A 21,532-nucleotide genomic window follows, 5' to 3' on the forward strand; every position below is an offset into this window, starting at 1 on the left:
CAGCGTGTCCTTTCAAACTATTCGGCGGCGATCCGCGACGGGGTGTGGATGCCGCATTCCGTCTTGGAGCGGCCGGACCAGCGCCCGGCGCGCACATCATCATCATCCTGGACCGGGGCCGTGCAGGGCCAGCAACCGATCGAGGCATACCCCATATCGCTCAGGGGATGACGCGGCAAATCGTAGCGCTGGAAATAATCCGTGACCTGCTGGGCAGACCAGGAGGCGAGCGGATTGACGCGGATGCGGCCATCGAGGCGTTCGACCACGGGCAGGGCCATGCGCTCACCGCCATGGAAGCGTTTGCGGCCGGTGATCAGGGCGTCGTAATCGCCGATCACATTGTCCAGTGGACGCACCTTGCGCAGGGCGCAGCAGGCATCGGGGTCGCGCTGCCACAGCTTATCGTCCGGGTCCTCGGCCATGGCTTCCTCGGCCTGCGGGCGCACCATGCGGATATTGGTCAGGCCGAGCTGGTCGGTCAGGGCGCGCTGGTATTGCTCGGTCTGGGCGAACAGGCGGCCGGTATCGAGGAAGATGACCGGCGTGTCCGGCGCGACCTGGGAAATCATGTGCAGGCCGACCGCGGCCTCCGCCCCGAAGGAGGAGAGGATGGCGATCCGGCCGGTCCACTCATTGCGGATGGCATCGCGCAGGATGTCGATCGCATCCGCGCCGCGATAGCGGGCATTGAGCGCGGCGAGGTCATCCTTGGGCGTGGCGGTGCGCTGGCCGAAGATCGGCGTGACGCGGTCCTGGGCCGGCTGATAGGCATGGGTGAAACGGGCGCGGGCCCTGGCCCAGTCGGCGTCCAGATCGGTCCGGTCCGGCGCGACATCGTCAAAGCCGACACGGTGGAGGAATTGCGCCTGGTCCGGGATCAGGTCGCCCACGGCACGCAGGCGGCCGGTATAGCCGGCGCGTTCGCGCAACAGGGTGGCGAGGGAGAAGCCGCGCCCGTCCTTGAAGCTGGGAAAGCGGATATCGACCTGGACGGCACCGGAAATCTGCGTCGCGGCCTCTTGCCAGGGCGTGTCACCGTCGATCTCCACAATGGTCCCGCCGCCCGCTTCGATCTGGGCGTTGGAGACCTCGCGGGTCACGGTCTTGCGGTCAAGCTGCAGCATAGATGGACTCCTTGAACGCATCCGGTCCGACACGGCGCAGCGTGTCGATGAAGCGTTCCTTTTCGTTCCGGATTTCCAGATAGGTATTGAGGGCGCGGACGATGGCGGCCGGCACGTCTTCGCCAGCCAGGCCCTTGCCGACAATATTGCCGATCGAGGCGTCCTTGCCGAAATTCCCGCCCAGCGTGATCTGGTAGAATTCCTCACCCCGCTTGTCGACGCCAAGCACGCCGATATGGGCGACATGATGGTGGCCGCAGGCATTGATGCAGCCATCGATCTTGATGGTGACATCCCCGACCTGGTCGGACAGGCCTTCCGCCTCGATCAGATTGGAGATCGACTGGGCGATCGGGATGGAGCGGGCATTGGCCAAAGCGCAATAATCCAGGCCCGGGCAGGCCACGATATCGGTGGCGAGACCGGCATTGGCGGTGGCCAGGCCGGCCGCGACCAGACCGTCGAACACGGCTTCCAGATCGGAATTGCGGACATGGGGCAGGACCAGATTCTGGTCCGGCGTGGCACGGGCTTCGTCGAAGCCGAACTTCTCGGCCAGATCGGCCACGGCCTCGAGCTGGACATCGGTGATGTCACCCGGCGTGCCGCCGATCGGCTTGAGGGAAATGACGACGCTGGACAGGCCCTCGACCTTGTGGTCGCGGCGATTGCGACGCAGCCAGGCTGCGAAGTCGGCGCGGCCGGTGGCCGGGATGGCGCTGCCGGTCGCGGCCGGCGGTTCGTCGAAGAAGGCCCGGATACGGGCGATCTCTTCAGCCGGCAGGACCAGATTGCTGTCGCGGATCTCGTCCCATTCCGCTTCGGTCTGGCGCGCGAATTCCTCCGGCCCGATGGCCTCGACCAGCATCTTGATCCGGGCCTTGTAGAGATTGTCGCGGCGGCCATGTTGATTGTAGACGCGCAGAATGGCGGTCAGGTAGGAGAGCAGGTCACGCGGCTCCAGGAAGTCGCGAATCCTGTGGCCCAGGCGCGGCGTGCGGCCCTGGCCGCCCCCGACCCAGACTTCAAACCCGGTCTCGCCGGCTTCGTTTTTCACCAGCTGCAGGCCGATATCATGGACGCGCAGACCGGCGCGGTCCTCGGATGCGCCATTGACGGCGATCTTGAACTTGCGCGGCAGGAAGGTGAATTCCGGGTGGAAGGTCGACCATTGACGGATGATCTCCGCCCAGGGACGGCCATCCTCCAGCTCGTCCGCGGCAGCACCGGCGAACGGGTCGGTGGTGACATTGCGGATGCAATTGCCCGAAGTCTGGATCGCGTGCATCTCGACCGCGGCCAGCTCGTCCAGAATGTCCGGAATATCGGTCAGGGCCGGCCAGTTGTACTGGATATTGGTGCGCGTGGTGAAATGGCCATAGCCCTTGTCATACTCGCGGGCGATGCGGCCGAGCACGCGCAGCTGGGCGCTGTTCATCGTGCCATAGGGAATGGCGACGCGGAGCATGTAGGCGTGCAGCTGCAGATAGACGCCATTCATCAGGCGCAGCGGTTTGAACTGGTCTTCGGTCAGGCGGCCATCAATGCGGCGCTCCACCTGGTCGCGGAATTCGGCAATCCGTTCGCGCACCATCTGGTGGTCATATGTGTCGTACTTGTACATAGGGTCAGGCGGCCTTGCGGCTGGCGTTCACGGTTTTGGTGGAGCCCGTCGTCGGGCCGGTGAGGCGGATGCCCTCGCGGCGCCATTTCTGGCCGCCGGGCGCGTCATCCTCGATCTCGATCAGATAGGGGCCGACGGCGATGGCCGGTTCGGCTTCGGCCTCGGCCAGGCGGGCTTCGGCGGTGGCGTCATCGGCCAGGCGTTCGGCCCGGGCCAGATCCTCGGTCCACTCCCCCTCGGCGGTGCGATAGATCACCCGGCCATCGGTGAGGCGGTTGGCTGTGATCGTTTTCATGCGCTCTGCTCCAGCAGGGTTTTCGTGTCGGTTCCGGTGGCGGTGGAGGCGGCGATGGCGACGCTCTCGCCGACCATGATGATGGTGGGGCCGCTGATGGCTTCGCGGACCACGAGATCGGCCAGTTCGCCCAGCGTGCCGAAGACGCGGCGCTCATTCTCATGCGTGCCGTTCTCGATCAGGGCGAGCGGTGTGGACGCCTCGCGGCCGGCCGCGATCAGCTTGCGCTGGATCTCCGGCGCGGCGCCGACGCCCATATAGAAGACGCTGGTGGAGTTCGGGGCGGACAGGGTGCGGTAATCGGCGTCCGGACCGTCCTTCTTCACCACGCCCGAGGCGAAGGTGACCGACTGGGCATGATCACGATGGGTCAGCGGGATGCCGGCCGAGGCGGCGCAGGCCATGGCGGCGGTGATGCCCGGCGTAACCTCGACGCGGATGCCGGCGGCGCGGACGATTTCCATCTCCTCGCCACCGCGGCCGAAGATGAAGGGGTCGCCGCCCTTGATGCGGACGACGCGCTGGCCCTTGCGGGCTTCGCGAATGAGAATCTGGCCGATCTCGTCCTGCGGAACGGGATGATGACCCTTGGTCTTGCCGACATCGATGCGATGGGCATCGCGGCGGGCCAGATCCATCACGCCCTGGCTGACCAGGCGGTCATGGACGATGACATCGGCTTCGCGCAGCAGGCGGGCGGCTTTCAGCGTCAGCAGGTCCGGATCACCCGGGCCGGCGCCGACCAGATGGACGATGCCGGTCCGATCGGTGGTCTCGCCATTGAGCTGGCGGAGCATTTCGCGCCGGGCCGCGCTGGTGTCGCCGGACAGGACCAGGTCACGGGCCTTGCCGCGCAGGGCTTTTTCCCAGAAGGCGCGGCGGTCGTCGAATTTCGTCAGGACCGACTTCACCGTGCCGCGCAGTTCGCGGGCCAGATCGGCCAGACCGCCAATGCGGGCGGGCAGGACCTGTTCGATCGCGGCGCGGATGTCCACGGAGAGGACGGGCGCCGCCCCGCCGGAAGCGATGGAGACGACAATGCCGTCACGGTCGACAATGGCCGGGGTCTGGAAATCCGAGGCGGCCGGGCTGTCGACGATATTGACCGGGATGCCCAGGCGGCGGCCGGTCCGCGCCAGGGCCTCGACCGGGATATCGTCCGATCCTGCGATGAAGAGAAGAGCCGCGCCACGAAGGTCTCGCCGGGTCGGCATCCGGCGTAAAATCTCCGCATATTGGGCGATATCCGAAGCAACAGGATCGGTATCCGTACCGGTGAACCACAGCAACCGGGCCGGGGAGCGAGCGAAGAGGCGTGCCTTCGGTTCCGCCATCGGGCCTGACCCGACAACGATCACCGTGCGCCCATCTAGGGGAATGGAGGCTGGAAAGACACGCATCGAAAACTCTTGTTGATCCTGCGCCCTCGTGGCGCGACACACGCAATATTTCTATTCGATGCCCCCATTTCAAACGACGTTTCTTGGCATTTCAGATTAGAAAATCTAAAGTGAGGCCATGGCTCGTTCCTCCCGCCTTCCCCCGCTCAATGCGCTGCGTGCCTTCGAGGCTGCGGCGCGTCTGGAAAGTTTTGCCCGCGCCGCCGATGAATTGGCGGTGACGCCGGGGGCGATCTCCCAGCAGATCCGCTCGCTGGAAGAGCATGTCGGCGCCGCCCTCTTCGTGCGGGAAGGGCGGGGGCTGAGCCTGACCGAGGCCGGCCGGGCGGCCGCCAATGTGGCGTCGGAGGCCTTTGAAACCCTGGAGCGGGCCGTCTCATTGATGCGCCAGCCCCTGCAGCGCCGGGCCCTGACGGTCTCCGTCGCGCCCTCCTTCGCCGGCAAATGGCTGGCGCCGCGCCTGTTCCGCTTCCAGGAAAACCATCCGGAGCTGGAAGTCTGGATCGCGGCGACCTCGGAACGGGTGGACCTGTCGGCCGGGGCCGCTGATCTGGGCATTCGTTATGGTCCGGGCGGCGACATGACACTGAATGAGGAACGCCTCCTGCCCGAGGAAGTCCTGCCGGTCTGCTCGCCGGACCTGTTGCGCGCCGGGGTGGAGTTGCGGCGTCCGCGGGATCTGGCCGACCAGACCCTGCTGCACGATGCCTCGCCGGAAACCGAAGTGGACGGCGCCGACTGGGCCTCCTGGCTCAAGGCCCGCAATGTCCGCGGCGTTGATACAGCGCGGGGCGTCCGCTTCAACCAGTCCGCCCTGGTGATCGATGCGGCGGTGGCCGGACGCGGCGTGGCCCTGGCCAAGCGCGCCCTGGCGCAGAATGACCTGGCCTCAGGCCGGTTGGTGGCGCTGTTCGCGGACGGGACGACGCCCGTGCGCTCGGCCTATCACATCGTGACGGCGCGCAACCGGCCGCTTTCGCCGGATGCGGAGGCGTTTATTGCCTGGCTGAGGAGTGAGGCGCGGGAGCATGAGCATTCGGTGGATGAGCTTTAGGTTTGCTGGCGCTTCGCGCTGCCCCTGATCCGACTTTTGAGCGCTTTATCCAGCAAGGGCTTGGCGGCTCTGGGGCAGGATGAGCCAGGGCGCTTTTTCGCCAATGAAACGTTCTCTATGCAGTTCCCAGGCGATAGGGAAATGCGCTCTTCGTGCCGCTTCCAAATAACTTGTTCTTCTTGGGGAATTTTTGGTTCAGCTTCTGGTTGATTTGGTCGGTCAGAGAGTTGGACAATCTATTGGAATCTTTTGCGATTTCTACTAGCTCTGAGGCTAGTCCTCTAACTTCTCCGATCCGTCTTAGCAGACCAGCATTTCCTTCGCTGGAAAAAGCCGAAGTCATCAACCCGCCGGTTGTATTTCCTTCCTCAATTGTCGAATGCTCGTCCAGCATTTCTGCGAGCTCCAGGCGGAGTTTGCTGTAGTAATTCGTAGCGTGCACAAGTGAGTTCCTGAAAAGAATCAATTGATTGAAGTTATTTGTTATTTCGTCTCCCAGGTCCTCAATTGCGAAGCTCGTGCACTCGATCGGTGTAGTAAAATTGTCGTCTCTTGAGGACACGAACGGAAGAATAGCGGCCCAATAATTGCGTTCATCAAATAGAACGCCGGCTTTGTTTATTTGCCGCATTGTTGGGCGGTATATTGAAGCCACGTCATTTATAAGCCTTGTTGCGTGGGTGACAAAAATGATCCCATTCGCGAATCTTTGCTTTCTTTTGCTCTTGGTGTCAAAATACACCGCTGTTAGCAAGGATATGGCGCCACCTATTACGACGCCAAGCAAAGGAAAGATAAGCGTTTCCCAGAGTGAACTTGCTGTAGTTTGGCCTACCTGTGCGAATACATATTGCAATTTCGGATTCCTGCACGACTCGCTCGCAGCTCATAGTTTAGCGATTCTCCTCGACTCGGTCAGGCGCATTTCTGCAACTCACTCTCAGCTGCAAACATATCCGTTCACATCTCGTGGTTTTACAAGGGAATTCGCTTGACCCGCTGCGCGTAACGGATGTGAGAATGGACGCAAGAAAAGCGGGCCCTTTCTCGCGGTCTGCGCAACAAATTGCGGGCAATTGCCCGGGGTGAGGAGCATGAAGCCGACCGATACGCGCGATCCCGACTATTATCACAAGGTCGTGGATTGCCAGTGGGCGTGCCCGGCACACACGCCGGTTCCCGAATATATCCGCCTGATCGCTCAGGGGAAATTTACCGAAGCCTATCTCGTCAACCGGCGTTCGAATGTCTTTCCGGGCATTCTGGGCCGGGTGTGCGACCGGCCCTGCGAGCCGGCCTGCCGGCGCGGGCGCGTGGAAGAGGAGCCGGTGGCGATCTGCCGGCTCAAACGCGTGGCCGCCGACAATCGCGACGAGGTCAGCCATCTCGTGCCGCAAAAACCGGCGCAGACGAATGGCAAGAAGATCGCCCTGGTCGGCGCCGGTCCGGCCTCGCTGACCGTGGCCAATGACCTGGCGCCGTTGGGCTATGAATGCACCGTGTTCGAGGCGCACCATCGTCCCGGCGGTCTGATGATCTCCAACATTCCCTCCTTCCGCCTGCCGGAAGAAGTGCTGGATGAGGAGATCGGCTATATCGAGAAGATGGGCGTCGAGATCAAACTCAACTCCCGGATCGAAAGCCTGAAAGGCCTGATGGATGAGGGCTATGACGCCGTCTTCATCGGTTCCGGCGCCCCCAAGGGCAAGGACCTCAAGATCGAGGGCCGCGACGAAGCCGACGCCAATATCCATATCGGTATCGACTGGCTGGAAAGCGTCGCCTTCGAGCATGTCGAAAAGATCGGCAAGCGCGTCCTGATCATCGGCGTTGGCAATACCGCGATGGATTGCTGCCGCACCTCGCTGCGCCTGGGCGCGGATGATGTGAAGGTGATGGCCCGCAAGCCGCGGCAATTCTTCAAGGCCTCCCCCTGGGAGCTGGAGGATGCCGAGGACGAGAATGTCGAGATCATCGTCAACCACTCGCCCAAGCGCTTCGTCGTCGAAGACGGCAAGCTGACCGGGATGGAGTTCGAGCTCATGGAGTACGAGCTCGACGCGGATGGTGAGATCACCGAGACCCGCAAGGCCGGCACCAAGATCATCCCGTGCGACGATGTCATCCTGGCTATCGGCCAGGAAAACGCCTTCCCCTGGATCGAGCGCGATCTGGGCATCGAGTTCGACAAGTGGGGCGTGCCGCTGGTCGATGAGACGACCCATGCCTCCACCCTGCCGGGTGTCTTCTTCGGCGGCGACAGCGCCTTCGGTCCGAAGAACATCATCTGGGCGGTCGAGCACGGCCACCAGGCGGCGATCTCCATCCACAAGCATTGCGAGGGCGAGGCGCTGGACGAGCGCCTGCCGCGCGGCGTCAATCTGGCCTCGGCCAAGATGGGCGTGAATGAATGGATGTATTCCAATTCCTATGACGGTTCCCACCGCCGCGACATGCCGCTGGTGGAGCTCCAGGAACGCCTGTCCAACCGCAAGATGGAAGTCGAGCTGGGCTTTGATGCGGAACGGATCGCGACCGAGGTTCAGCGCTGTCTGAACTGCGACGTCCAGACCGTGTTCGAGGCGCCGCTCTGCAAGGAGTGCGATGCCTGTCTGGACATTTGTCCGGTCGATTGCCTGGCGATCGTGCCCGATGGCGAGGAAGACGCGCTGCGCGCCAGCTTGCGCGTGCCGGCGACGAACAAGGAGCAGGCGCTCTATGTCTCCGCGCCGCTCAAGGATACCGGCCGGGTGATGATCAAGGATGAGAATTTGTGCCTGCATTGCGGCCTGTGCGCCGAACGCTGCCCGACGGCGGCCTGGGACATGCAGGATGCGGACATCTTCATTCCGCACGTCGACAATGAAGCCGGGAAGGTAGCGGCGGAATGAAAGACCTCGTCGAAACGGCCAGCGAAGTGCGTGTGAACGACTTCGTCCTCAAGATCGCCAATGTGAACGGCACCGGCTCGGCCTCGGCCAATGGATTGCTGATGAAGGCAATCTTCCGCATGGGCGTGCCCGTGGTGGGCAAGAACCTGTTTCCGTCCAACATCCAGGGCCTGCCGACCTGGTATGAAATCCGCCTGACCAAGGACGCCTACATGGCGCGTTCGGGCACGGCGGAATTCATGGTCGCGATGAATGCGGAGACCTACAAGCAGGATCTCGCCGAGGTCTCGCCGGGCGGTTTCCTGCTCTATGACAGCACCTGGCCGCGGCCGGACCTGCATGCCCGCGAGGATGTCACCGCGATCGGCGTGCCGCTGGCGCGGATGTGCAATGAGGTCTTCGAGAATGCCCGCACCCGCGTGCTGATGAAGAACATGGCCTATGTCGGCGCCGTGGCCGGTCTGACCGGGCTGGATGTCGAGGTGATCAAGGGATTGGTCAATGAGATGTTCGGCACCAAGGAGCATCTGATCACGGCCAATATGAAGGCGATCAATCTGGGTCTGGACTATGCGCGCGAGCACTATCCCGATCCGCTGCCGCTCAAGGTCGAAGCGATGGATGCGACGGCCGGGCATATCATGATCGACGGCAATACGGCGGCTGCCCTGGGCTGTGTCTATGCCGGTGCGACCTTCGGTGCCTGGTACCCGATCACGCCGTCCACCTCGCTGATGGACGGGTTCAAGAGCTTTTGCGAAAAGTTCCGCGTCGACAAGGAAACCGGCGAGAAGAATTTCTGCATCGTGCAGGGCGAGGACGAGCTGGCCTCGGTGGGCATGGCGATTGGGGCGGGCTGGAATGGCGCGCGCGCCTTCACGCCGACCTCGGGTCCGGGCATTTCCCTGATGAGCGAATTCATCGGCTTTGCCTATTATGGCGAGGTGCCGGTCGTGCTGTTCGACGTGCAGCGGGCAGGCCCGTCCACCGGTCTGCCGACGCGGACCCAGCAGTGCGATCTGACGCTGGCGGCCTATGCCAGCCATGGCGACACCAAGCATATCCTGCTCTTCCCGGCCAATCCGAAGGAATGCTTCGAGATGGCGGTCCAGTCCTTCGACCTGGCCGAGCGCTTCCAGACGCCGATCTTCTTCATGACGGATCTGGATATCGGCATGAATGACTGGATGGTGCCGGAGCTGGACTGGGATGACAGCTACCAACCCGATCGCGGCAAGGTACTGGGCAAGGACGAGCTCGAAGCGATCGAGAAATTCTACCGGTATGAAGACAAGGATGGCGACGGGATCACCTATCGCACCCTGCCGGGCGTGCATCCCAAGGGTGCCTATTTCACCCGCGGTTCCGGCCATAACTGGAAGGGCGGCTATACCGAGGACAGCGAGGAGTACAAGGAGGTCGTCGACCGCCTGGTGCGCAAGTGGAAGCGGGCGGCGGACTTCGTGCCGGGCCCGGTCATCAAGCGCTGTGATGCGCCGACGCGGCGGGCGATCATTTCGGTCGGCGGCTGTGACGGGGCGGTGATCGAGGCGCTGGACCAGCTCTCTGCCAAGGGTGTGAACCTCAATTATCTGCGGGTGCGGGGCTTCCCCTTCAATGCCGAGGTTGAGGCCTTCATGTCCGAGCATGACGAGGTCTTCGTCGTCGAGCAGAACCGCGACGGGCAATTGCGCACGCTTCTGGTCAACGAGACCGATGTGAACAAGGACAAGCTGGTCTCCGTGCTGGACTATGCCGGCATGTCCGCCAATCCGAAATTCATCGTCGAGGGCATTTGTGCCCATCTCGACGAATTGGGAGACGCCGCATGACCTCCATGCCGAAACCCTTCATCGACAAGCACCTTCCCAAGAATGAGCTGGGCCTGACGGTCCGCAATTATGAAGGCGTGATGTCGACCCTGTGTGCCGGTTGCGGCCATGACTCGGTCACCGCCGCCCTGGTGCAGGCCTTCTGGGAACTCGGCCTGGCGCCGGAAAGCGCGGCCAAGGTCTCCGGCATCGGCTGTTCGTCCAAGACAACGGCCTATTTCATGGGCCAGTCGCACGGCATCAATTGCGTGCATGGCCGCATGCCGTCCGTGGCGACGGGCGCGAATGCCGTGAATGGCGATCTCCACTATATCGGGATCTCCGGCGATGGTGACAGTCTGTCGATCGGTTTTGGCCAGTTCGCCCATGCCATCCGCCGCAATCTCAACATGCTCTACATCATTGAAAACAATGGCGTGTACGGGCTGACCAAGGGGCAGTTCTCGGCCTCGGCCGATATTGGTTCGACGACCAAGAAGGGCGTGCCCAACGAGCAGACGCCGATCGATCCCTGCATCCAGGCGCTGACGCTGGGGGCGGGCTTCGTGGCGCGCGCCTTTTCCGGCGACAAGTCGCAGCTCGTGCCGCTGGTGAAGGCGGCGCTAAAGCACAAGGGCTTTGCCATGATCGATGTGATCTCGCCCTGCGTGACCTTCAACGACCATGCCGGCTCGACCAAGAGCTATGCCCATACCTACAAGTATTATCACCCGCTCGTGCACACGGATTTCGTGGCTCATGCCGAGGAGATCACGGGGCAATATGCCGAGGACGGGGCGATGCGGGTGACGCTGCACGATGGCGGCGAGCTGCGCCTGCGCAAGACGGACAGCGATTACGACCCGCGCGACAAGGCGCAGGCGATCGAGACGCTGATGATCAATGATGGTGGCGGCGAGATCCGCACGGGCCTGCTCTATCTCAATGAGGACATGCCGGACATGCATGCGGCAAACAAACTGCCGCAGACACCGCTGAACCAGCTGCCCTATGAAGCGCTGAACCCGGGCAAGGCGGCCCTTGCCTCGCTGCAGAAGCGCTATCGCTAGGCGCTGGCACCGAAGCGTTCGATGATCAGGTCCGTGCCGGCTGACCGCAGGCATTCCTCGTAATCATTGGCACTCTGTTCGCTGAGCGTGCCGTGCAGGAAGCACTGGCCAGCCTCATCGCGGACCGGTGTGTAGCGGGTTGCCCAATAGCGCGGTTCCGGGCGTGTATCGCACCAGTAGGCCGTGGCGCTGAGCACGTCGCCGTCCCGCAGACCGGACTGGCAGATCGTGTCGATCTGGTCGCGCAGCGGTCCCAGCGCCTCGCATTCGGTCAGATCGGACAGGTTGGCGACGCAATCCTCGTCGAGTGCGGCGCTGACCGCTTCCACCGTATAGCGTCCGCTCTCCGGTTCCGGCTGGACCAGGAAGGTGGGGAAGGGGCTGTAGCGGATCGTCGCGAGAAAATCGTCGAACGTGCTGCGGGTGCGCGGATTGCTCGACAGGGTGAGGATGGCGTCCGCAACGTGCGGCGCCGGCTCCACAAGGCCGGATTCAAGCCTGGAAATATAGGTCTGGCTGACGCCGATCAGTTCAGCCATGGCCCCTTGTTTCAGGCGCAATCGCAACCGAAGGGCTCGGACCGTTTTTGGCCAATCCATCACCGAGTCTACCCCGTCCCCTGTTAGTCTCGTGTTTTCTTTGTAGAAAATCGAAACCTGACGCGGCACTCATAATTAATTAATCGTTAAGAAAGTCCAAGCGCGTGACCCACATAACCGGGCAGATCGCTCATCAGGGCACCCAGTTCGCCCCGCGCCATGGCTGGCAGGAAAATGGCCAGGATCACCGAGATCACCAGGCCGATGCCGGCGCGGATCACGTCACTGGCGACATCCCAGACCGCCTCCATGCGCGAGCGCAGGCCGGCGACATAGGCGATGGCAATCTCGCGGCCGGCCAGCATGCCCAGGAAGACCCAGGTCGTGCTCATCGGGATGTCATTCAGCTCTTTGAAGATGAAGAGGATGATGCCGTAGAAGAGGTCGACCAGAGTTGCCGCGCGGATGTCCGTCGTATTGGTCTTGCTGAGCACGATCTTCTGGATCTCGCCGCCGCGCGTCGCGAAGATGATGGCGTGCAGGGCCAGCATGACGCCGGTCGCGAAGACGAGAAGCAGCGGTGAGAAGCTGACCTGGGTCTGCAGGACGGCGGCACCGTCCTGCATCAGCGGCGCTCCGTTCTCCATCACCGGCACGAGGTCCGTCGAGCGTGGCAGGAAGACGAAAATATTGGCCAGGTCCTGCATCAGCCATTGCGACCACAGGAAAGCGGTGGAGGCCCATTGGGCGAGGAACCAGACCGGGTGGTGTGGCTTGTCCTTCGTGTTGTGAACCCAACGTTCGAAGATGCGGGAGATCAGCAGATAGATGACGAAGGCTGCGCCGATCGCGACCAGATAGCCCAGAGCGGACTTGGTCAGCATTTTCGGCAGCACGCCCTCGGTCTCCGCACCGCCGGTCAGGGCGAAAATGGTCAGCACCAGGAACGTGGTCGACACCGGGACGCCATAGCGCGTCAGGACCAGCAGGAAGAGTGGCGGGATGGCATGCCACCACTGCACGCCGGCTTCCGGATAGGGCAGGGAATTGAGCCGTCCGAAGGCAATGTCCTGGCCGCCCATGAACCAGCCCCACAGCATGACCGCCACGATGATGGAGCAGGCATAGGCCCACAGGATCAGCCAGGGGCGTTTGGCGTTGGAGCTGAGGAAGGTCCCCAGGGTCTGGATCGCATCATTGGCGACGATGGAATAGGCCGCGATCAAAAAACCGACGATCGAGAACACCCAGGCCGCAAGCGAGATGTCTGTCATGATGTAACCCTGTCCGATGGGAAGCCCGCAGGCAGGTAGCAAGTCCGGTCATGCCGGATCAATCGGCAATGCAGCTGGGTCGGATAATTTCACAAAACTGTCGCGGGTCTTCAGGCACTTAACGCGCACAACTGGTTTTGTGAGGCTTCAAAACTTGCCTTCATGGCGGGATCAGTTATATTTTAGAACCTCAAGCCTGCCGCGGCCGGCGCCCCGTTCTGACGGAGTTGCGCTGATGAACCAGGTGTTAGCTTCCACGGATGTTTCGGACATTCACTGGCCGTCCGTGATCCGACATTACCGGCATTCCAAAGGCCTGAAGCAGGCTGCGATGGCGCATGATCTGGGCGTGACCCAGACCATGATTTCCCGCTGGGAATCCGGCACGGCCCTGCCGAGCCCCCGCATCCAGGAGCGGATCTTCGACCTGTACTGGCAGGCCCATTCCACCGTGCCGCGATCGGTGTGGCTGGAGCGGGTCGGCCGGCACCCTTCCCTGGTAGCCGTGATCAACGCGCAGGGCCGAATCCTGCGCGCCAGCCAGGGGCTGCAACGGGCGCTGGGCTGTCACCGCCATGACCTGGAAGGCCGCTATTGCCATGAAGCCTTCTCCGGCGATTTCGTCACCCTGTACGACACGTTGGTCGCCAGCGGATTTTTTGAGGGGCGGGTTGCCTCGGCGGAAAGCATGGACCGGCTCGCCTTCCACGGACCCGATGGCGCCGATCGCGGTGCCCGGACCCATGGACTGCATCGGCCGACCTTCTTGCGCGGCCCGCAGATTGTCTGGCTCTATTCGGGCGCTTCGGTCTCGCGCAGCGTGTTCGAGGATGTCCGCACCCGGCTGGGTGGCCCGCGCGTCATCCGGAAGGCGATCTGACATGCCCCGCCGCACCCGCTCGACCCCTGTCTCACCAGATTGGCGCGACCGCCTTCGCCGCTACCGGCTATCGCACAATATCAAACAGGCCGCCCTGGCCGAGGATCTGGGCGTGACCCAGGCAATGATTTCGCGATGGGAGGCCGGACTGGTTGATCCCAGCGCGGTCATGCAGGCCCGGATCCGGGCCTTGCTGGCAACGGAAGCCGCGGTTCCGCTGGTCGGGTGGCGCGCCTTTGTGGCCCAGCAACCGGGGCTGGCGGCGGTGGTGGATCGGACGGGATCGCTGGAAACGGTGAGCCAGGGAATGGCCCGCCTTCTGGAACAGCCGGCCGACCAGATCGAGGGAAAGTATATCGATGAGGTGTTTTCAGGCGATCTGCCGCAGCTCTTTATTCGACTAAAAAACGCCAGATTTTTTGACGAAGCGGTCGAAACCGTTGAAAGTGCTGACAACTACAGTTTTGTCGACAAGAATGGGCATGGGGTCAGGCATTGCGTACAGGGTCTGCACTGGCCGCATAGGGGAGAAGATGGCGAAATTCGCTGGATGCTGACAGGTGCCCGGATACCGCAGGCCGAGTTTGAACGCTTGCGGCGCATTCTGGCCGGCCAGACTGAAATGCATTTCGCCGAATAGGCCCTGGAGGGGACGCAATTGGTTCAGGACATGAGTTTGTCAATGTCGTCCAGCAAGGTGAACTGGCCGTCAGTGATCCGGAATTTCCGTATGTCCAAACGCCTCAAGCAGGCGGCTTTGGCGGCTGATCTGGGCGTGACCCAGGCGATGATCTCGCGCTGGGAAAACGGGGACAGTGAGCCGCCCGAACGGGTCAAGCGCCGCATGGCCGAACTGGTCCAGGATGCGTTTGTCGTGGCCCCGGCCCCGACCTGGGTCGATCTGGTCACGCTCAATCCGTCGATCGAATTCGTCACCGACAGCATGGGCATGATCAAGGCGGTCTCGCGCGGTGCGCTGGAATTGTTCGGCCTGGCCCGGCACGAGGCCGAGGGCCGCAATGTGAAGGACTTCCTGGGCGGTGACTTCATGGCCGCGCTCGGCCGGCTTCGCGAAGAGGGCATGTTCCAGAACAATCTGGCCTATGGCCAGAGCCTGGGATCGATGGAGGTCAATGTCGCCTCCGGCCTGAAGACCGTGCTCTATGATTTCATCCACTGGCCCCGCATTTCCGAGGCCCGCACTGTCTATTGCGTGCATTCCGGCGCCGTGGTCGATGAGAGCAAGTATACGTCCCGTCTCGAAGAGCGCGGCGACAAGGTCGTGCTGCGGCGGACCTTCTAAGGCCGTGGCGACAGGCGCTCTTCTCTGAAATTTCGATCAGGTCTGGTCGTCGGCCAGTCGCCGCGCCGGCTATTGCTGGCCGTGATAGGTCACCGTGTACTGACTGAACTGCTCCGGCAGCCAGCAGGCCCGCTCGGATCCCGCCGGAAGTGTTTCACCGATTATATAGTCCGGCCAACGGTCGCACGTGCCGACAAGCGAGTAGGGGTCGATGATCGTCACCGTGATCTCGCCGCTCTCACTGTCCACCGTCCAGAAGCCCGGAAAATCGTCTGTCGTTCCGAATTGAACACTGCCGGAGCGGGTCCCCGGAGTGGGACTCATGCTCCCGCTCGGGCCACCAAACAGGAATTGCACGGTCGCGCCATCGGGGGACAAGGCGGTGAAGTAATCACCATCTTGCGGCGTCCTGAAATCCTGGGCATGGGCCGTGCCCACAAGCGCGAGTCCAAGCCCGGCCAGGCTCAAAGCCCGTGTCGATCCAGCCATTTTGCCCTGTCTCCCCTGGTGGCTTTTCGGTGTGATACTGACTCCCGGTGCTTAAGATTGTGTGCAGCGGCCGGGAAGGGACACCGGCTTTTCTGGTCACATGAGAAGGGCGGCACCGCATGGCGGGCCGCCCTATTCATGTACCCGGTTGATCCGGTCTATTCGGTGCCCATCTGGGCATCGCGGAGACCGCGGAATTCATTGCCTTCATACCAGTTCGGCCAGTCGGTCGAATTGGCGAGGCGCTGACCGACATCGAAGAACAGCTCGGTGTTTTCGACCATGCCGGACATGGCCCAGTCTTCCGAATATTCGTCGGCCGGACCGTGATAGCGGTTGGCGCGGTAGTCGGCGCCCATGGCCTGGCCGGCCTCTGTGCCGCCTTCGCGCAGATCTTCGCCGCCATCCGCGTACAGCATGGGCAGGCCGTGCTTGGCCAGCGAGATGTGGTCGGAGCGGTAGAAATAGCCGGCTTCCGGGTTCGGGTCTGCCACGATGTAGCGATCCTGTTCGGCCGCCGCGGCGGTCAGCAGGTCTTCCAGTTCCGACGCGCCGTGGCCGACGACGACGACATCGCGCGACCGGCCGGTCGGCAGCATGGCGTCGATATTGATACCCCCGACGGACTGCTCGTAAGGCACGATCGGGTTCTCGCCATAATAAGCCGAACCGAGCAGGCCGGATTCCTCGGCGGTCACGGCCAGGATCATGACGGAGCGTTCCGGCGGATTGGCCATGAAGGCTTCACCGATTTCCAGGATGGCCGCGGTGCCGGTCGCATTGTCGACGGCGCCATTATAGAGGCCGTCCTCGCCCTCGGGCACATGGCGCACGCCGATATGGTCCCAGTGGGCGGTGTAGATCACATACTCGTCCGGATGCGTGGTGCCGGGGATGATGCCCACGACATTGCGCGAATCCATGGTGCGCGTGGAATTGTAGAGCGAACCGGAGGCCGTCATACCGGTCATCTCCACCGGGGCGAAGCCCGGCTGGGCAGCTGCAGCGGTCAGGCTGTCGAAATCCAGGCCGGCCAGCTCGAACATCTGGCGGGCGCGATCTTCGGAAACCCAGCTTTCCACGGCCGCGAACGTGCCTTCACCCGGTTCCCGGGCGAGGTCGAGCTGGGCACCGGTCCAGGAGCCGGAGACGACATTCCAGCCATAGGAGGCCGGTTCGGTCTGGTGGATCAGGATGACGCCGGCAGCCCCCCGGCGGGCGGCTTCCTCATACTTGTAGGTCCAGCGGCCGTAATAGGTCATGGCATTGCCATTGAAGAGGCCGCTGTCCGGATCGGCATAGCCGGGATCATTGACCAGCATGACGACGGTCTTGCCCTCGACATCGAGGCCGGCATAGTCGTCCCAGCCATATTCCGGTGCGACGACGCCGTAGCCGACGAAGACCAGCTCGCTGTCGGCGATGGCCACTTCCTCATCGGCGCGCTTGGTCCAGTAGACGACATCCTCGCCCATGGTCAGGCCGAGCGGCTCGCCCTCGAAGGCGACGTCGAACGAGGAGGCCTCTTCATCCAGCGTCACTTCCAGCAGGGGGACCGGCTGGAAATAGCTGCCCTCATAGCCCGGCTCGAAGCCCATGCGGGCCATGTCGTCGGCGATCCACTGGCTGGCGGCCATCCCGCCCTCGGTCGCCGGAGCGCGGCCTTCGAAGGCATCATCGGCCAGCGTGGCGATGCGCCAGCGCAGATCGGCTTCAGTGATTTCAGGTGAGGTAAGCGAGGCTTCGGCGGTCTCCGCCGGCTCGTCGGCCGGCGTGCAGGCCGTTGCCATCAGGCCGCCCAGCGCGGCGAGAAGTGCAAAACGGGTCATTCTTTTCCCCTCTGCGGGCCGAATTTCGATGCAGGGCCCTTGGGCTAGGTCACGAAAGTGTGGCACATCCTGCATTCGTGCCGTTCGTGCACAAGGGGTCGCATCACACAGATTGCGGGAATTGGGGTTTGACCAAACCTGAATGACCATTCATGTTCAGGGCAAACCAAAAAGGAGCGGCGGGCTCGAAGGAGCGGTATGCCGTGGGGAGAGAGCATGACGGATACAACACAGGGCGCTGCACCGGCGGCTCCGAACATGGGGTACCGGACCTATGTCCTGATTACCCTCATTATCGTCTACACCTTCAACTTCATTGATCGTCAGATCATCGGCATTCTCGCTATTCCGATCCAGCAAGAGTTGGGCGTGTCCGATACGACGATGGGCTTGATGCGGGGCGTGTCGTTCGCGTTATTCTACTCCACCCTGGGTGTGCCGATCGCCTGGCTGGCGGACCGGTCGAGCCGGGTCTGGATCATGACCATTGCATTGTCACTTTGGTCTTTGATGACGGCCGTATGCGGCATGATCACGACACCTGTTCAGCTATTCCTCGCGAGGATGGGTGTCGGGGTCGGAGAGGCGGGCGGCGTGGCCCCTGCATACTCAATCGTCTCTGACTATTTTCCGCCCGAGCAACGCGCGCGCGCACTGGCCGTGTATTCGTTCGGCATTCCTATTGGCAGTGCCGTGGGGATTGTTTTCGGTGGCGTTGTAGTGACCTTGCTCGATTGGCGTGCCGCTTTCATCATCATCGGGGTAATGGGCCTGGCTTTCGCCCCTATCTTCCGCCTGACCATGCGTGAGCCTGAGCGCGGCCGTTTCGATGCCGGCCCGAAGCCGACCCCTGTTGGCGTCATGCCCGTCATTCGCAAACTGATGACGAAGCCGAGCTTCTGGGCCTTGTCGGTGGGTGCTGCCTTTTCGTCCATGATGGGCTACGGGCTGTTTGCTTGGATTCCGACCCTGCTGGTCCGTTCCTATTCGGAGGGATTGGTGGAATTCTTCAGCTGGGCACCCGGCTTCCTCTTCCCCGAGGGCGCTCCTGCGGTACTCTACGCATCATATTTCTACGGAACCGTGGTTCTGGTGGGCGGCATTGTCGGTATCTGGATGGGTGGACAGTTGGCTGACAAGCTGGGTGCCAAATCCCGAAGCGCGTACGCGATTGTTCCTGCCGTCGCATTTCTTGCGACTGCTCCCTTCCTGATTGCCGCTGTGCTGTCGACCAATCTGACGCTGATTTTCTTCGTCATGCTGGTTCCGACGGCATTGTCGCTGGCTTGGTTGGGACCGGTCCTGGCCGCATTCCAACACATTGTTCCGCCGAATATGCGTGCTACGGCGTCTGCTCTCTTCCTGTTGATCAATAATCTGATCGGCATCGGTATCGGCGACTTGGTGATCGGCGCAATGTCGGACGGTTTCGCGAGTGCTTTCGGCGATGACAGTCTGCGCTATTCGATCCTGTGTGGCAGCGCTTTCTATCTTGCTGCCGCGGCCATGCTTTTCATTGCGTCCCGCTACCTGGCCAAGGACTGGGAAGGCGATACCGCTCCTGCGGCCGAGCCGAGCACGGAGGCCGAGCCCGCATAATGACCGACGCGATGTTCACCGATCATTTCTTCACCAATGCCGACGGGCTCAAACTGCACTACCGCGACTATCCGGCCGTGGGCGAGACGACCGGACTGCCGGTGCTCTGCCTGCACGGGCTGACGCGGAATGTGAAGGATTTCGAGGAGCTGGCGCCGAAGATTGCCGGTCTGGGCCGACGCGTCATCGTGGCGTCCCAGCGCGGGCGTGGCCGGTCGGACGCGGATCCGCAGACCGAACGCTACATGCCGCCGGTCTATGCCGCCGACATGATCGGCCTGCTCGACGAACTGGGTTTGGAGCGCGTCGTCTTCATCGGCACGTCGATGGGCGGTCTGATGACGATGATGGTGGCCGGTACCCAGCCGCAGCGCATTGCCGCGGCGGTGATCAATGATATCGGCCCGTCCATCTCCAAGCCGGGCCTGGACCGGATCAAGCAGAACACCGCCAGCCGCGAGCCGGTAGCAGATTGGGCCGAGGCGGCTGCGCGGACCCGGGACGGCAATCTCGCCGCCTTCCCGCTGATGGATCATGACGAGGATTTCTGGCTCGATTTCGCCCGCAAGACCTGGATCGAGCAGGATGGCCAGATCGTGCTCGACTATGACGGCAATATCATCTCGATGATCGATGGCGATGAGCCGCTGCCGGATATCTGGGAGTTCTGGGAGCCTTTCGGTCCGATCCCGACCCTGGTGGTGCGGGGCGGTGTGTCCGACCTGCTCTCGCCGGAGACGGTAGCCGAGATGAAGCGCCGCAAGCCGGACCTGGACACGGTGGAAGTCCCCGATGTCGGCCACGCGCCCTTCATGACGGAACCGGAAGCCTGGGCCGCGATCGAGGCCTTTCTCGGCCGCGTCGACTAGGCGTCAGCCGCCCTGACGGATCAGGAAAATGCCCGGCGCAGCAGGTCTGCGCCGGGTTTTTCATTCCAGAACAGGCGTTCCCCGGCTTCGCCGTCAAACCGGGCGGCGCAGATATGGCCGGTCTTCACCTTGGCGGCGGCCTCGGGGCCGGTGAGGGCGGCATACATATAGCGCAGCACGCCATTGGAGGTGATTACCAGGGTGAGATCCTCGGCGGCGGCGTCGGTCATGGCGGCGAGCGCATTGGCTTCCAGTTCGGCTTCGCTGGGTGACCAGTCGGCGCCGGGCGGGCGGCGGTGCTGCTTGTCCCAGCAATCCAGCGCCTCTTGGCCGAACTCGGCGATGATCTCGTCATTCGACTTGCCGCCCCAGGATCCGTAATCGATTTCCTTGAGGCGTTCATCGATCGTTTCGCTGCCGGAATAACCGGTCAGTTCCGCCACGATCCCGGCCGCGCGGCGGGTGCGCTTGAGCGGGCCGCAAATGATGCGCGACGGGGTGAGACCGGCTTCGGCCAGTGCCTCGCCGAGGGCGCGGGCCTGGGCTTCGCCGCTCTCGACCAGGGGCAGGTCTTCCTTCGCCCCGACCCAGACCGGCGTGTCGCCGGGGCCGAATGTATTGCCGTGACGGGCGAGCAGGATGCGGCTCATTCCAACAGCTCCCCTTCATGGGCGATGATGTCTTCGACGCGGACGGCATCCTCCGGCGCGTCCACCGACCAGGCCGAGCGGCCGCGATAATCGGTCAGCACGACCCGGATCGGGATGCCGTTCTCCAGGGCGCGCAATTGTTCCAGGCTTTCGGTCAGCTCGAACGGCGTCGGCTCTAGCGCGACGAGCTGTTCCAGCGTGTCGCGGCGATAACCGTAAAGACCGATATGCTGATAGGCGGGCGCGCCCTCGCCGGGCTTGCGGCGGAAGGGGATGACATTCTTGGAGAAATACATCGCATCCATCGCCCTGTTGAAGACGACGGTGGTGCCCGATGCAGAGCCCCTAGCCTTGGCTTCTCGCATCATGGCTTCCGTCTCAGGCGGCAAGGGCACGGCGGGCGTGGCCATCTGGAGCGACGGATCGGCGCGCATGGCTTCGGCGACCCCGCCGATCACCCAGGGCGGAATGAGCGGGGCATCGCCTTGCACATTGATGATGATCTCGGCATCGCTCTTCAGACGCTTCATGGCGTCCAGCGCGCGTTCGGTACCATTGCGGCAGGCTTCATCCGTCATGACGGCTTCACCGCCCGCCGCCTGGACGGCCTCCAGGATGCGGGTGTCATCGGTGGCGACCACGACCCGGTCGACGCCCGGCGCCGCGGCGGCGATGCGCCAGACCCGCTCGACCATCATGCGTCCGGCGATTTTCGCCAGTGGTTTGCCGGGAAAACGGGTGGAGCCGTAACGGGCGGGAATGACAGCGAGAACGGACATGGCCAGACCTTGAGCAAATTCGCTTCGCTTGTTCCACAACACAGCGGCG

At 62.8% G+C, this 21,532-nt stretch carries 20 protein-coding genes; 9 read left to right on the forward strand and 11 right to left on the reverse strand.

The window, feature by feature from the left end:
• Positions 1-17: 17 nt before the first annotated feature.
• From FCS99_RS06160 to cysG, 4 genes are read right to left on the reverse strand one after another with little or no spacing between them, the layout of a single operon-like run.
• A complete protein-coding gene (locus tag FCS99_RS06160) occupies positions 18-1,127 on the reverse strand; it encodes a phosphoadenylyl-sulfate reductase (protein WP_171036256.1) in 1,110 nt (369 codons plus the stop codon).
• Positions 1,114-2,751 carry a nitrite/sulfite reductase gene (locus FCS99_RS06165; RefSeq protein ID WP_138511194.1) on the reverse strand — a complete coding sequence of 546 codons (1,638 nt, stop codon included), beginning with the start codon at positions 2,749-2,751 and terminating at the stop codon, positions 1,114-1,116. The genes FCS99_RS06160 and FCS99_RS06165 overlap by 14 nt, the downstream gene beginning before the upstream one ends.
• Before the next feature lie 4 nt (positions 2,752-2,755).
• Positions 2,756-3,046: a DUF2849 domain-containing protein gene (locus FCS99_RS06170; RefSeq protein ID WP_138511195.1), complete on the reverse strand. Its 291-nt coding sequence runs from the start codon at positions 3,044-3,046 to the stop codon at positions 2,756-2,758.
• On the reverse strand, positions 3,043-4,446 hold the full coding sequence (gene cysG, locus FCS99_RS06175; RefSeq protein ID WP_138511196.1) for a siroheme synthase CysG: 1,404 nt from the start codon (positions 4,444-4,446) through the stop codon (positions 3,043-3,045). Before cysG ends, FCS99_RS06170 begins: the two co-directional genes overlap by 4 nt.
• Before the next feature lie 118 nt (positions 4,447-4,564).
• Here cysG and gcvA point away from each other — a divergent pair, with 118 nt between their 5' ends.
• Positions 4,565-5,500: a transcriptional regulator GcvA gene (gene gcvA / locus FCS99_RS06180; RefSeq protein ID WP_138511197.1), complete on the forward strand. Its 936-nt coding sequence runs from the start codon at positions 4,565-4,567 to the stop codon at positions 5,498-5,500.
• Positions 5,501-5,615: 115 nt separating this feature from the next.
• Here the strand turns inward: gcvA and FCS99_RS06185 are convergent, their stop codons facing one another.
• A complete protein-coding gene (locus FCS99_RS06185; protein ID WP_138511198.1) occupies positions 5,616-6,356 on the reverse strand; it encodes a hypothetical protein in 741 nt (246 codons plus the stop codon).
• Between the two features lie 238 nt (positions 6,357-6,594).
• Between FCS99_RS06185 and FCS99_RS06190 the strand changes: the two genes are divergently transcribed.
• The 3 genes from FCS99_RS06190 to FCS99_RS06200 are packed head-to-tail and all read left to right on the forward strand — an operon-like array spanning position 6,595 to position 11,272.
• The gene (locus FCS99_RS06190; protein ID WP_138511199.1) at positions 6,595-8,391 is read left to right on the forward strand and encodes an FAD-dependent oxidoreductase; all 1,797 of its coding nucleotides are present in this window, start codon (positions 6,595-6,597) and stop codon (positions 8,389-8,391) included.
• Positions 8,388-10,223, forward strand: coding sequence for a 2-oxoacid:acceptor oxidoreductase subunit alpha (locus tag FCS99_RS06195; protein WP_138511200.1), 1,836 nt, complete (start codon positions 8,388-8,390; stop codon positions 10,221-10,223). Before FCS99_RS06190 ends, FCS99_RS06195 begins: the two co-directional genes overlap by 4 nt.
• The gene (locus FCS99_RS06200; RefSeq protein WP_138511201.1) at positions 10,220-11,272 is read left to right on the forward strand and encodes a 2-oxoacid:ferredoxin oxidoreductase subunit beta; all 1,053 of its coding nucleotides are present in this window, start codon (positions 10,220-10,222) and stop codon (positions 11,270-11,272) included. The genes FCS99_RS06195 and FCS99_RS06200 overlap by 4 nt, the downstream gene beginning before the upstream one ends.
• Here FCS99_RS06200 and FCS99_RS06205 read toward each other — a convergent pair.
• Both FCS99_RS06205 and FCS99_RS06210 read right to left on the reverse strand, forming a co-directional pair.
• On the reverse strand, positions 11,269-11,871 hold the full coding sequence (locus tag FCS99_RS06205) for a helix-turn-helix domain-containing protein (protein WP_138511202.1): 603 nt from the start codon (positions 11,869-11,871) through the stop codon (positions 11,269-11,271). The two genes, FCS99_RS06200 and FCS99_RS06205, sit on opposite strands and share 4 nt — an antisense overlap.
• Before the next feature lie 86 nt (positions 11,872-11,957).
• Entirely contained in the window at positions 11,958-13,085 is a 1,128-nt protein-coding gene (locus FCS99_RS06210) for a hypothetical protein (RefSeq protein WP_138511203.1), read from the reverse strand.
• 235 nt (positions 13,086-13,320) lie between these two features.
• On the opposite strand from FCS99_RS06210, the gene FCS99_RS06215 reads away from it, so the two are divergent.
• From FCS99_RS06215 to FCS99_RS06225, 3 genes are read left to right on the forward strand one after another with little or no spacing between them, the layout of a single operon-like run.
• The gene (locus tag FCS99_RS06215; protein WP_171036257.1) at positions 13,321-13,965 is read left to right on the forward strand and encodes a helix-turn-helix domain-containing protein; all 645 of its coding nucleotides are present in this window, start codon (positions 13,321-13,323) and stop codon (positions 13,963-13,965) included.
• Position 13,966: 1 nt separating this feature from the next.
• Positions 13,967-14,605 (forward strand): helix-turn-helix transcriptional regulator, encoded by a 639-nt coding sequence (locus FCS99_RS16245; RefSeq protein WP_233352682.1) that lies wholly within the window; start codon positions 13,967-13,969, stop codon positions 14,603-14,605.
• Between the two features lie 42 nt (positions 14,606-14,647).
• Entirely contained in the window at positions 14,648-15,268 is a 621-nt protein-coding gene (locus FCS99_RS06225) for a helix-turn-helix domain-containing protein (RefSeq protein WP_267899609.1), read from the forward strand.
• A 69-nt stretch (positions 15,269-15,337) separates the two neighbouring features.
• On the opposite strand, the gene FCS99_RS06230 is transcribed toward FCS99_RS06225, so the two are convergent.
• Positions 15,338-15,757 (reverse strand): hypothetical protein, encoded by a 420-nt coding sequence (locus tag FCS99_RS06230; protein WP_138511206.1) that lies wholly within the window; start codon positions 15,755-15,757, stop codon positions 15,338-15,340.
• Between the two features lie 158 nt (positions 15,758-15,915).
• The gene (locus FCS99_RS06235) at positions 15,916-17,586 is read right to left on the reverse strand and encodes a M28 family metallopeptidase (RefSeq protein ID WP_138511207.1); all 1,671 of its coding nucleotides are present in this window, start codon (positions 17,584-17,586) and stop codon (positions 15,916-15,918) included.
• Between the two features lie 216 nt (positions 17,587-17,802).
• Here FCS99_RS06235 and FCS99_RS06240 point away from each other — a divergent pair, with 216 nt between their 5' ends.
• The gene (locus FCS99_RS06240; protein ID WP_138511208.1) at positions 17,803-19,185 is read left to right on the forward strand and encodes a spinster family MFS transporter; all 1,383 of its coding nucleotides are present in this window, start codon (positions 17,803-17,805) and stop codon (positions 19,183-19,185) included.
• Positions 19,185-20,054 carry an alpha/beta fold hydrolase gene (locus tag FCS99_RS06245; protein ID WP_138511209.1) on the forward strand — a complete coding sequence of 290 codons (870 nt, stop codon included), beginning with the start codon at positions 19,185-19,187 and terminating at the stop codon, positions 20,052-20,054. The genes FCS99_RS06240 and FCS99_RS06245 overlap by 1 nt, the downstream gene beginning before the upstream one ends.
• A 20-nt stretch (positions 20,055-20,074) precedes the next feature.
• Here the strand turns inward: FCS99_RS06245 and FCS99_RS06250 are convergent, their stop codons facing one another.
• Together FCS99_RS06250 and kdsB are read right to left on the reverse strand one after the other, a co-directional pair.
• A complete protein-coding gene (locus FCS99_RS06250; protein ID WP_138511210.1) occupies positions 20,075-20,704 on the reverse strand; it encodes a histidine phosphatase family protein in 630 nt (209 codons plus the stop codon).
• Positions 20,701-21,483: a 3-deoxy-manno-octulosonate cytidylyltransferase gene (gene kdsB, locus FCS99_RS06255; RefSeq protein WP_138511211.1), complete on the reverse strand. Its 783-nt coding sequence runs from the start codon at positions 21,481-21,483 to the stop codon at positions 20,701-20,703. Before kdsB ends, FCS99_RS06250 begins: the two co-directional genes overlap by 4 nt.
• Positions 21,484-21,532 lie beyond the last annotated feature (49 nt).

The organism is Maricaulis alexandrii (assembly GCF_005871165.1).
Classification (GTDB): domain Bacteria; phylum Pseudomonadota; class Alphaproteobacteria; order Caulobacterales; family Maricaulaceae; genus Maricaulis; species Maricaulis alexandrii.

Bases quoted from the DNA above. Each gene is read 5' to 3' on its own strand.
- FCS99_RS06160 (WP_171036256.1), bottom strand. From the start codon at position 1,127: ATGCTGCAGCTTGACCGCAAGACCGTGACCCGCGAGGTCTCCAACGCC.
- FCS99_RS06165 (WP_138511194.1), bottom strand. From the start codon at position 2,751: ATGTACAAGTACGACACATATGACCACCAGATGGTGCGCGAACGGATT.
- FCS99_RS06170 (WP_138511195.1), bottom strand. From the start codon at position 3,046: ATGAAAACGATCACAGCCAACCGCCTCACCGATGGCCGGGTGATCTAT.
- cysG (WP_138511196.1), bottom strand. From the start codon at position 4,446: ATGCGTGTCTTTCCAGCCTCCATTCCCCTAGATGGGCGCACGGTGATC.
- gcvA (WP_138511197.1), top strand. From the start codon at position 4,565: ATGGCTCGTTCCTCCCGCCTTCCCCCGCTCAATGCGCTGCGTGCCTTC.
- FCS99_RS06190 (WP_138511199.1), top strand. From the start codon at position 6,595: ATGAAGCCGACCGATACGCGCGATCCCGACTATTATCACAAGGTCGTG.
- FCS99_RS06195 (WP_138511200.1), top strand. From the start codon at position 8,388: ATGAAAGACCTCGTCGAAACGGCCAGCGAAGTGCGTGTGAACGACTTC.
- FCS99_RS06200 (WP_138511201.1), top strand. From the start codon at position 10,220: ATGACCTCCATGCCGAAACCCTTCATCGACAAGCACCTTCCCAAGAAT.
- FCS99_RS06205 (WP_138511202.1), bottom strand. From the start codon at position 11,871: ATGGATTGGCCAAAAACGGTCCGAGCCCTTCGGTTGCGATTGCGCCTG.
- FCS99_RS06210 (WP_138511203.1), bottom strand. From the start codon at position 13,085: ATGACAGACATCTCGCTTGCGGCCTGGGTGTTCTCGATCGTCGGTTTT.
- FCS99_RS06215 (WP_171036257.1), top strand. From the start codon at position 13,321: ATGAACCAGGTGTTAGCTTCCACGGATGTTTCGGACATTCACTGGCCG.
- FCS99_RS16245 (WP_233352682.1), top strand. From the start codon at position 13,967: ATGCCCCGCCGCACCCGCTCGACCCCTGTCTCACCAGATTGGCGCGAC.
- FCS99_RS06225 (WP_267899609.1), top strand. From the start codon at position 14,648: ATGTCGTCCAGCAAGGTGAACTGGCCGTCAGTGATCCGGAATTTCCGT.
- FCS99_RS06230 (WP_138511206.1), bottom strand. From the start codon at position 15,757: ATGGCTGGATCGACACGGGCTTTGAGCCTGGCCGGGCTTGGACTCGCG.
- FCS99_RS06235 (WP_138511207.1), bottom strand. From the start codon at position 17,586: ATGACCCGTTTTGCACTTCTCGCCGCGCTGGGCGGCCTGATGGCAACG.
- FCS99_RS06240 (WP_138511208.1), top strand. From the start codon at position 17,803: ATGACGGATACAACACAGGGCGCTGCACCGGCGGCTCCGAACATGGGG.
- FCS99_RS06245 (WP_138511209.1), top strand. From the start codon at position 19,185: ATGACCGACGCGATGTTCACCGATCATTTCTTCACCAATGCCGACGGG.
- FCS99_RS06250 (WP_138511210.1), bottom strand. From the start codon at position 20,704: ATGAGCCGCATCCTGCTCGCCCGTCACGGCAATACATTCGGCCCCGGC.
- kdsB (WP_138511211.1), bottom strand. From the start codon at position 21,483: ATGTCCGTTCTCGCTGTCATTCCCGCCCGTTACGGCTCCACCCGTTTT.